Annotated in this window: 10 protein-coding genes and 1 pseudogene; 1 reads left to right on the forward strand and 10 read right to left on the reverse strand. The window is 25.7% G+C overall.

Features of this window, described 5'->3' with window-relative positions:
• Positions 1 to 333, forward strand: a 333-nt coding sequence (locus B5E58_RS13565) for a hypothetical protein (RefSeq protein WP_330395656.1), incomplete at its 5' end; no start/stop codon positions are given.
• 150 nt (positions 334 to 483) lie between these two features.
• Here the strand turns inward: B5E58_RS13565 and B5E58_RS13570 are convergent.
• The 10 genes and pseudogenes from B5E58_RS13570 to B5E58_RS13575 all read right to left on the reverse strand — a co-directional run.
• Entirely contained in the window at positions 484 to 639 is a 156-nt protein-coding gene (locus tag B5E58_RS13570; protein ID WP_158097770.1) for a hypothetical protein, read from the reverse strand.
• 16 nt (positions 640 to 655) lie between these two features.
• Positions 656 to 2,542 (reverse strand): hypothetical protein, encoded by a 1,887-nt coding sequence (locus tag B5E58_RS12765; protein ID WP_088110033.1) that lies wholly within the window; start codon positions 2,540 to 2,542, stop codon positions 656 to 658.
• 99 nt (positions 2,543 to 2,641) lie between these two features.
• Positions 2,642 to 2,971 (reverse strand): hypothetical protein, encoded by a 330-nt coding sequence (locus B5E58_RS12770; RefSeq protein ID WP_242956676.1) that lies wholly within the window; start codon positions 2,969 to 2,971, stop codon positions 2,642 to 2,644.
• A 33-nt stretch (positions 2,972 to 3,004) separates the two neighbouring features.
• A pseudogene (locus B5E58_RS14060) lies at positions 3,005 to 3,106 on the reverse strand (S-layer homology domain-containing protein); the annotation flags it as partial.
• A 12-nt stretch (positions 3,107 to 3,118) separates the two neighbouring features.
• Positions 3,119 to 3,376 carry an S-layer homology domain-containing protein gene (locus B5E58_RS12775; RefSeq protein ID WP_158097771.1) on the reverse strand — a complete coding sequence of 86 codons (258 nt, stop codon included), beginning with the start codon at positions 3,374 to 3,376 and terminating at the stop codon, positions 3,119 to 3,121.
• Between the two features lie 606 nt (positions 3,377 to 3,982).
• Entirely contained in the window at positions 3,983 to 4,105 is a 123-nt protein-coding gene (locus tag B5E58_RS13915) for a hypothetical protein (RefSeq protein ID WP_275532742.1), read from the reverse strand.
• A 12-nt stretch (positions 4,106 to 4,117) separates the two neighbouring features.
• Positions 4,118 to 4,834, reverse strand: coding sequence for a hypothetical protein (locus B5E58_RS12780; protein ID WP_088110035.1), 717 nt, complete (start codon positions 4,832 to 4,834; stop codon positions 4,118 to 4,120).
• A 125-nt stretch (positions 4,835 to 4,959) separates the two neighbouring features.
• Complete coding sequence (locus B5E58_RS12785) at positions 4,960 to 6,237, reverse strand: sulfite exporter TauE/SafE family protein (protein ID WP_088110036.1); 1,278 nt, start codon at positions 6,235 to 6,237, stop codon at positions 4,960 to 4,962.
• Positions 6,238 to 6,314: 77 nt separating this feature from the next.
• Positions 6,315 to 8,057: an AAA family ATPase gene (locus tag B5E58_RS12790; protein WP_088110037.1), complete on the reverse strand. Its 1,743-nt coding sequence runs from the start codon at positions 8,055 to 8,057 to the stop codon at positions 6,315 to 6,317.
• Positions 8,058 to 8,071: 14 nt separating this feature from the next.
• The coding region (locus B5E58_RS13575; RefSeq protein ID WP_206608588.1) for a hypothetical protein at positions 8,072 to 8,418 on the reverse strand (347 nt) is incomplete at its 5' end.

The raw sequence follows: 8,418 nt of genomic DNA on the forward strand, positions 1-8,418 counted from the left end.
AAATTTCACTATCAAGAACCTGAAACAAATGAAAATCTTTTAATATTATCTGTGGCAGACTCTATTATTAAGCAATCATTTTCTGATTTTACAACTGAAATTTACTATCATTGTTGTAATGAAGTTGATGTAATAGAGTTTGAAGAAACAGAAAATAAACTTATAAACCTTGTTGGCAAAGAAAAATTTGAAGCATTTCAGTTGATGCTTTCTCAACATTTTATTGAAACTTCATTTGCTCAAGTATTTTTACAAGCTATGATAAAAGAATTAATTCTAGCTCTTACTGCTCGTGATATTGAAACTGACAATGAAATATTTAGGCTATTTTAAAAAACTTATAATATTTTAAATTAAACAAGGCAAACCTAATAGAAGGTTCGCCTTGTAAATTTATATTGCCTTATATTGTTTTATATTTTTATATAAATTAACTTGTACTATTTAAAACATAAAATTATCAAATAATATTGAAAGATTATATTATTCTTCTTTGGCTATCACTACACCATTGTCATCACTTGGTAATGTAACATCATATACAGAAGACTCTAATGTTGCTTCATTGCTTTCTTCTCCATTTGCTACTGTTACTTTAATATTTGTAACTGTTATAAAATTATTATATGAAGTAGACATTCCTTTAATTTTAATATTACAAATTGTCCCTCTTTTCTTCTTCTTGGTCTACTATATTTACTTCTATATACACAATTAAATCTTCTTTCGGTATTACATAGCTAGATTCTGGATCTGCAATAATAGCAGTTTTTGGAATTGTTACTTTAAATTCTACATCATAAGAAAATTTTGATTTGCCAGACAAATTAACTTTAAATGTATCATTTGTATCGCCTTTAGCTACTTTTGCTTCAATATTTTCAATATCTTCATAACCCATAATTTTTTCCACTATAATTTTTTCTATATCAACTGATGCAGCACCTGTTAATTTAACTATTATTGAATCAGTTAATTCTTCGTTAGCATTTACTGTAAGTTTTATATCATCTATACTTATTTCCTGTTTTAAAGTTACTTTTAATTCAGTTTCTATATCTGCATATAAAACTGTAACTTTCTGCTCTTCTGTTTCAAATGGGTCAAATTCAAAATAGTTTAATTCTACATTTGGGTATGTTGCATTAACTTGTTTTGTTTCTTCCATTCCTTGATATTTAATTGTAATAATAATATTACTTGATGAAAGACCAGAACTTATAATCGGAGTATAATTTTCATCTAATTCAGCTGTTATACTTTCTATCTTCTTAACAGTTACATCTTCTGCACCATCAATATTTATAGTTCCATCTTTTGTAGTTTCAACACTATCTAATGTAATACCAGAAACTTTAATACTATTTACTGCACTATCCGTTACAACAATGTTATTTACAGTACCAATACCTTCTAATATAATATTTTCTTTTATATCAAAAGTTTCTATTGTTGCATCTTCTTTAATAATAATTGTTGGTGTTTTAGCACCTTTTGGTACTGTTACTTTTCTAAGAGGAGCATTGGTTTCAACTATAATTGTCTCTGTTGTTTCAGTTCCTATCTCTATTTTTAATAATGCTTCTGTATCTTTTGCATCAATTATAATATTTTTATTTGCTATGAGTTTATTAATTTTAGTACCTGAGTTATTATATCCAGACTCATCTATATTTTTTATAATAATTTCTGAATTTGCCTGTATCTCTCCAATAGTATTTTGATTTCTTAGTCCAATAGATATAGGTTCTTCGTTTTCTGTATTAATAATAATACTTTCATTAACATATATAAATTTTTTAAATTCAATCCCAGTGACACCGCCACTTACAGTTAAATTATCACAACTTAATTCCATTATTACTTTTGCATTTACATTTGTAACAATATCTGATATAGGTCTGTTACCAGAGTTTTCACCAAATGTTAATGTATCTAAACCTTTTATTATACCAGTAACTGACAAAGTTTTATCAAATGTTAGATTTGGGGCATTAATTGTCAATGTTGTTATTATTGTTTCATCATCAACTCCTTCATCTGTTTCATCGCCTGTTTCCATTATATATGTAGGAGTTGTACTTTCTTCATCTTCTGTTTTTTCTGCTACAAGTGTTACTTCACCTATACATTCAATTGATAAGCTACCTTTACCTATATAATTTAATTCACCATTATCTGGAACAATATATTTTCCTTCTGCTAATTTAAGAATTATATTTTCATTTTCATTTGCATTTTTATATTTATCAAGTTCTTTTTGTAAGTTACTGCCAGTTTCTATTTCTATTTTAATATAATCTTCGTTGTCTGTATTATCGTCTGTGTTACCACCTGATGAACCACCTGAATTTGAACCGCCTGTGCTGCCACCCGATGAACCTGAACTTGAACCACCTGTGCTTGTATTTGATGAGGTTGGTTTATCCACTCCGTCAGCTACTTCTGTATTTGTTACATTTGTACTACCTGAAACTTCTAATTTTGAATCTTTAGCATCTTCTGATACTGATACTGTTTCAACATCTGCATTAATAGCCACACTTGCTTTTGATTCAACAGAAACTTCTTCTGCAGGAACGTTTAATTCAACTTTTTCATCTGTTCCAAGGTCAGTTAATACTTTAATTATTCCAACTATTCATTCAAAGTTTTTTCCTTGTATGTTACATACAGCTTTTACTTCAATATTATTTACTGTAGTTTTACCTTCTAAAGCTAATCTTACGTCTTTTTTCTCTATTGAAATTTTACCTTCTGTAATAACATTTGTAAGGTATATAGAATTATCACCACCGCCTTGTACAATAATATCACCTTTTACTGTTGTATTTTTAATATAAACTTCTCCATCTCCAACCGCTTTATCAATGATAAGGTTTCCTTCTATTGTTTGGTCTTCAATTACTGTATCGTCTTTTGTTACAACAACATCTTTGTTTTCTTCAACAACATCTTCTGTCTTACTCATAGCTCTGTCTAAAGAGGAAACTGCTTCTACTCTTGTGATTGTTTCATTTGGATTAAATGTTCCGTCTTCATAACCTGAACAATATCCTGCTTCAACTGCTATTGCAACTGCATCATAGTACCAATCACCAGCTTTAACATCACTAAATTATACATTACCTTTATCTACAAATCCAAGTGCTTTATTTAACATAACTGCAAATTCTGCACGAGTTATACTTTTATCTGGCTTAAATGTACCATCTTCATAACCTGAAATTAAACCGTTATCCTGCCAATATGTAATTGCACTTTCTGCCCAATGACCTTTAATATCATTTGATACAGCAAATACTTGTGTTGGAACAAATGTCATAATTGCTGCTAAAGCCATTGATATAACTTTTTTGATTACTTTCTTTTTCATAATATATCCCCCCATTTTTTATTTAAAAATACAAATAAAATAAAAACTATGTCTTATATTTCTATAAATATATATTTGAATTTTATCATTTAAACATATAATTTGCAATATTTCACAAAAAATTATTTAGTTTCTCATCATTTTTTACATATGTTTCTAAATTTCTTATTTCAAAAGCTAATATTCAATCAGATAAATGGCATGTCAACGAAACTTATATTTAATATTAAAGATATAAAACAATAATTATAATTTATTTTTACATGTCCAACCTAATGAAAAATTATTAAGCTTATTAGTTGTTTTAAAAATCTTTAAATATTACTTATACAAAACCTATTACTATTAACTTAACAGATTTATAAATTTTATAACAACTCTTAAATAATTATTTTAAAATCTCAGTTTTAATATTTTTTATAAACTTAATTGATTTCAATTATTAAAATCTCTGCATTTTAATAGTATAGTTTTTCCTTTTGTTTACTTGTAAGTTTACAATTTTCTATAAATTTAATATATTATCCATATAATCACTATCTATAATATAAAGTATATCTGTTCAAAATAGAATTCTTTCAGGCATTAGTTTAAATGCATATTTAATTATATATTTGTTACATCAATATAATTTCTAAATATACCCATATGTGCTATTGCAATTAACATATCATGGTTATATAAACCATCAGCAAAATTTGTATTATCAAGTTTAATATCTATTTTCATTTATATTTACCTCTAAATTTTATAATAATTATTCATATCTGAAAAAAGTTGATATTCTAACATTTCATTTGTAAGAGTTACTTCTATTTTTTCCTGTTTTTTAACAAAATCAATTACTTCTTGAATTTTATAAATCCAATTTTTATCAATTTTTTCTTCACTAGGTTTAAAATAAGCAACTGTTACATGAGGTGTTAATGGATAATTTAGATTAACTATACTTTGAAACATTTCATAATATTTCATTAATTCTTTACAACTTTTATCATCAAAAGGTTCAAAACCAATAACCATACTTGTATTAACCATATTAAAAAGAAATGTTGATTGTAATTTTATATTAAACTTTATATTTGAAATATCATTAACTAATTTTAAAGCTAATTTTTGAATACTTTCTATTTTATTATTAATTTCAACAGAAGGCTTACCACTTATCAAATCATGTAGTGTAATATGAAAAGTCTCTTTTGATAAAGGTTTTGCAAGTATATCTTTACATTCTGTATATAATTTATTTTGAATATTATATATACTATCTTTAACATCATCAGTAATATTAAAAACAACTGTATTACCAATAAACTCTGCCATTTTTCCGTCATAATTTATTTTATTTATTAAATTATGGTTTGTATAAAAGCCTTCAATATTAATACTAGATTGATTAAAACTATTTGTTCTTTTTCTAAATTCATTTAAACTTTCTAAATTTCTATTAAAATCCATTTTAAATACACCACACTATTAATTCTAAAATATATAATATAAAAACAAAATGTGGTTCCCCAAATAAATGTAATATTAATAATAAAAACATAAATTCAAAAAACCACATTAAAAACAAATATAGATTAATCAACTAAAACCCATTCATATTCTTGGTCTTTTTCATTTTCTGAGAAAATAAGACCTTCATCTACTTTTTTATCTTTTACTTTATTCACATCGTTTACATTATTTTTATGCATTTTTGTATTATCATTAAATTCTTTAGGAGTAATTGCATTTTTAAAAAATTCAATAACTTGTTCTTTTTTCTCTCCTAACCATTCCAAAAGATGTTTTAATCTACGTCTTAAAGGATAAACAACTTTTTCATTTATATTAGGAATAGCTTTATTTTCAACCCAATATATTGCAGGACGAAATACTTTATTTGCCATAAATCCAATAGCTGATGCAACTGCAACTTTTACAGTTTCAGTAACTTTTTTGATATATGGAGCACATTTGTTTAACGCTTTTTTTATGTAAGGAAGAGCTTTTTCTACAGCTTTATATCCAACAACTCCAACAAAAGCCATTACAATACCACTTAAAATTAAACCAGAAACAACTGTAACACCACTACCAACCAATAATAATGTTGGAACATTTAAAATACCACCTGCTAAAGACATCAATAACCCTACAATAACACCAGATGATACTACTGGAATTGCAAGCCAAACATACAATAATTTCTTTTTACCTTGAAGCTCTGCTAAATATACAGATGCCATACTTGCTGCATTTTCATCTGAAATTTTACTATTATTATGAGCAATCATAGTAGCTACCATAACTGCAAAATCTTCACGTTCATCATCTGTAATTTTATTTAAAGTTTCTTCAACATTTTCAATTATTTCGCTCCAAGACTCATCTTCAGAAAGTTGTTTAAGTGTTTCATTTATATTATCATATTCTGATAACAAAAGGGATAATTCTTCACGTAATGTATTGATTTCATCAACTGTTACTTCATCTGATATATTTTGCTCCGTTTCATGAACTTTATTAAACATATCTTTAATAAAATCTATATCCATTCCTTGTTCTTTTAATTCATCTTTAGAAATTTCCCAATTTCTCATTTCAATAAAATATTTTAAATCTGAAAGTTTACAAAATTGAAGTGATAAATCATTTCCACATATCTCGTCGATTTCTTGAAATACAACATCTCGTATTTCAAGTTCACAATATTTTTTTTCAATATATTCTGATTTTTTTAATATAGATTTAATTAATTTTCTAAGTTTTTTACTTTTACCTATCCATTCATCTCCAAATATGTTTTTAATAGCTTCTTCTGTTGAACCTGTTTCATATCTAATTTTAGCCATTTTTTCTAAAATATTATCCATTTAAAACACCTCCTGTTCTTTATATATATATATTAATATATTATTTTAGATGTGTCAATTAATATTTTAGATATTTTTTAATTTATTTTAGATATTTCTTCTGATATAAAGTATGAAAGACACTTATCATAATTTTCTTCGTTTTGTCTACTTATACATTCTGATACATTTATAAAATTAGATTTTCTTATTGTTTTATAATAATTAGCAATATCTTCTCCATTAGTTTCACTATAAACTTTAATATTTTCAAATTCAGCTTTCATAACTTCATCTAAATGTTCTCTATCATAATCTTGTTTAGATAAATTATTATTATTTGATAAATTATAATCAATATATAAACGACGAAAAGTATTTGAAACCAATGTACTGGCATCAGCTCCCGTCATAAAACGGTTATCGGCAGCAGCCCATTGTAATATATTTTCTATGGCTTTTTCCATAGGAGATATTGAATTTTTAATATCAGCAACATGTTTACGTTCCGGTTTTAATAAATGCACTTTAAATATTTCTCTTAATTCTTTAGAAGATGGCATTGCTGTAAAGAAACACTCATCAAATCTTTCTTTACGGAAAAATTCCGGCGGAAGTCCTTTAATACTGTTTGCAGTAGCTATAATATAACAAGATTTGTTTTTCTCTTGTAACCAAGTAAGAAAACCTCCCACCATACGTTTTAAATAAGCACCTTCTTCTCTACCGCCTGTTCCTGACCCTGCAAAACCTTTTTCTATTTCATCAATCCATAGAATACATGGTGACATCTCCTCTGCTTGTTGTTGTGCCATACGTAAATTTCTTTCGCTATCACCAACATATCCTCCCATCATTCTACCCATATCAAGTCTTATTAAAGGTATTTTCAATTCTGATGCTGCATATTTAGCAAATAAGGATTTTCCTGTTCCTGGTAGTCCCATAATTAAAATACCTTTTGGAACATTTACACCTTTTTTTATAGCATCTTCCAAATTTTTCATAATAATGCCACTTTCACAAAGATATTTTTTTATTTTCTCCATATTTGCAATATTTATATTTTTAACTATTGACCATTGTAAAAGCTGGTCTTTCTCCAAAAGTTTTACTTTTTCTTTACCAATTAATTCAAGAATTTTCTTTTCTTTATCGTCAAAAGCCTTTTCTCCAAAAATTTTTTCAGCTCTTTTAAATATGTAATCTATATCATAAGTATAAAATCCTTGTAAATATGAAATAATTTCTCTTTGAAAACTTTCATTTATTTTTAAATTTTTTTCTTCAATAAATTTGTTAAGTTTATATTTAATTTCTTCAATATCAGGTTTTTTACTATGTATAGTATAAATATAAGGATATAACTCATCAGGTAAATTTTTTATTTTATTCACAGATAATAAAATTAACGCATTATTATTTTTTTCTATTTTTAATTTATCACATAATACTCGTAAAGTTTTTGATTTATTCTCTCCATCAAGTAAATGATAATTACCAATCACTATAACTCCGACACCGGGCTTATCATAAAATTTTTCTAATGCAGCAGCAATATAACTTGATGGCTGAACATCTTGAAGTCCTATTTCATCATCAGGTATTTGTCTTGTTACATTCATTATTTGGTATACAGCAGGTGCAAAATATGCTTTATCTGAAAAATTCTTTGTTGTATATCCAATTTCCAAAACTTTTTTTCCGCTAAAATATTTTTGTCTTAGAATTTCAACAACTGAATTTAATTCCTGTTTATGTTCAATTTCCAAAACAATTCCACATTTTCCGCTAATGTATGTTTCATAAACATCTTCTGCAATTTTTTCAAATACATTCATTTTTATCACCACTTTTATTTTAAAAAATATATTATAACTCCTATAATAAAAACAAATATCATAAAAAATAAAATATATACTAAATTATTGCTCTTTATTTTTGTATTATTTATATCACTTATATTATTTATTATTTCATTTGAATTTTTTGAACTTTCTTGGTCTATTATACTTGGTGTAGATTTAACTTCTTCTGTTTTATATTGTTTTTTTGTTTTATTAATTAATATTTTTTCAGAAGAAATATTTTCTGCTACTGTAATAATTGCATCTGGAAATAATGAAAAAAGTTTTATGCCGTCAGATTTGGTTAATACTCCTGTTATAACATTTCTTTTATGACTTAAATTCCATAATTTTA

This window comes from Tyzzerella sp. An114, from assembly GCF_002161055.1.
GTDB lineage: Bacteria > Bacillota > Clostridia > Lachnospirales > Anaerotignaceae > Fimicola > Fimicola cottocaccae.

What these genes read in the sequence shown, in the direction of transcription:
- B5E58_RS13570 (WP_158097770.1), bottom strand. Translation starts at nt 639, where the DNA reads ATGTCTACTTCATATAATAATTTTATAACAGTTACAAATATTAAAGTA.
- B5E58_RS12770 (WP_242956676.1), bottom strand. Translation starts at nt 2,971, where the DNA reads ATGAGTAAGACAGAAGATGTTGTTGAAGAAAACAAAGATGTTGTTGTA.
- B5E58_RS12775 (WP_158097771.1), bottom strand. Translation starts at nt 3,376, where the DNA reads ATGAAAAAGAAAGTAATCAAAAAAGTTATATCAATGGCTTTAGCAGCA.
- B5E58_RS13915 (WP_275532742.1), bottom strand. Translation starts at nt 4,105, where the DNA reads ATGAAAATAGATATTAAACTTGATAATACAAATTTTGCTGATGGTTTA.
- B5E58_RS12780 (WP_088110035.1), bottom strand. Translation starts at nt 4,834, where the DNA reads ATGGATTTTAATAGAAATTTAGAAAGTTTAAATGAATTTAGAAAAAGA.
- B5E58_RS12785 (WP_088110036.1), bottom strand. Translation starts at nt 6,237, where the DNA reads ATGGATAATATTTTAGAAAAAATGGCTAAAATTAGATATGAAACAGGT.
- B5E58_RS12790 (WP_088110037.1), bottom strand. Translation starts at nt 8,057, where the DNA reads ATGAATGTATTTGAAAAAATTGCAGAAGATGTTTATGAAACATACATT.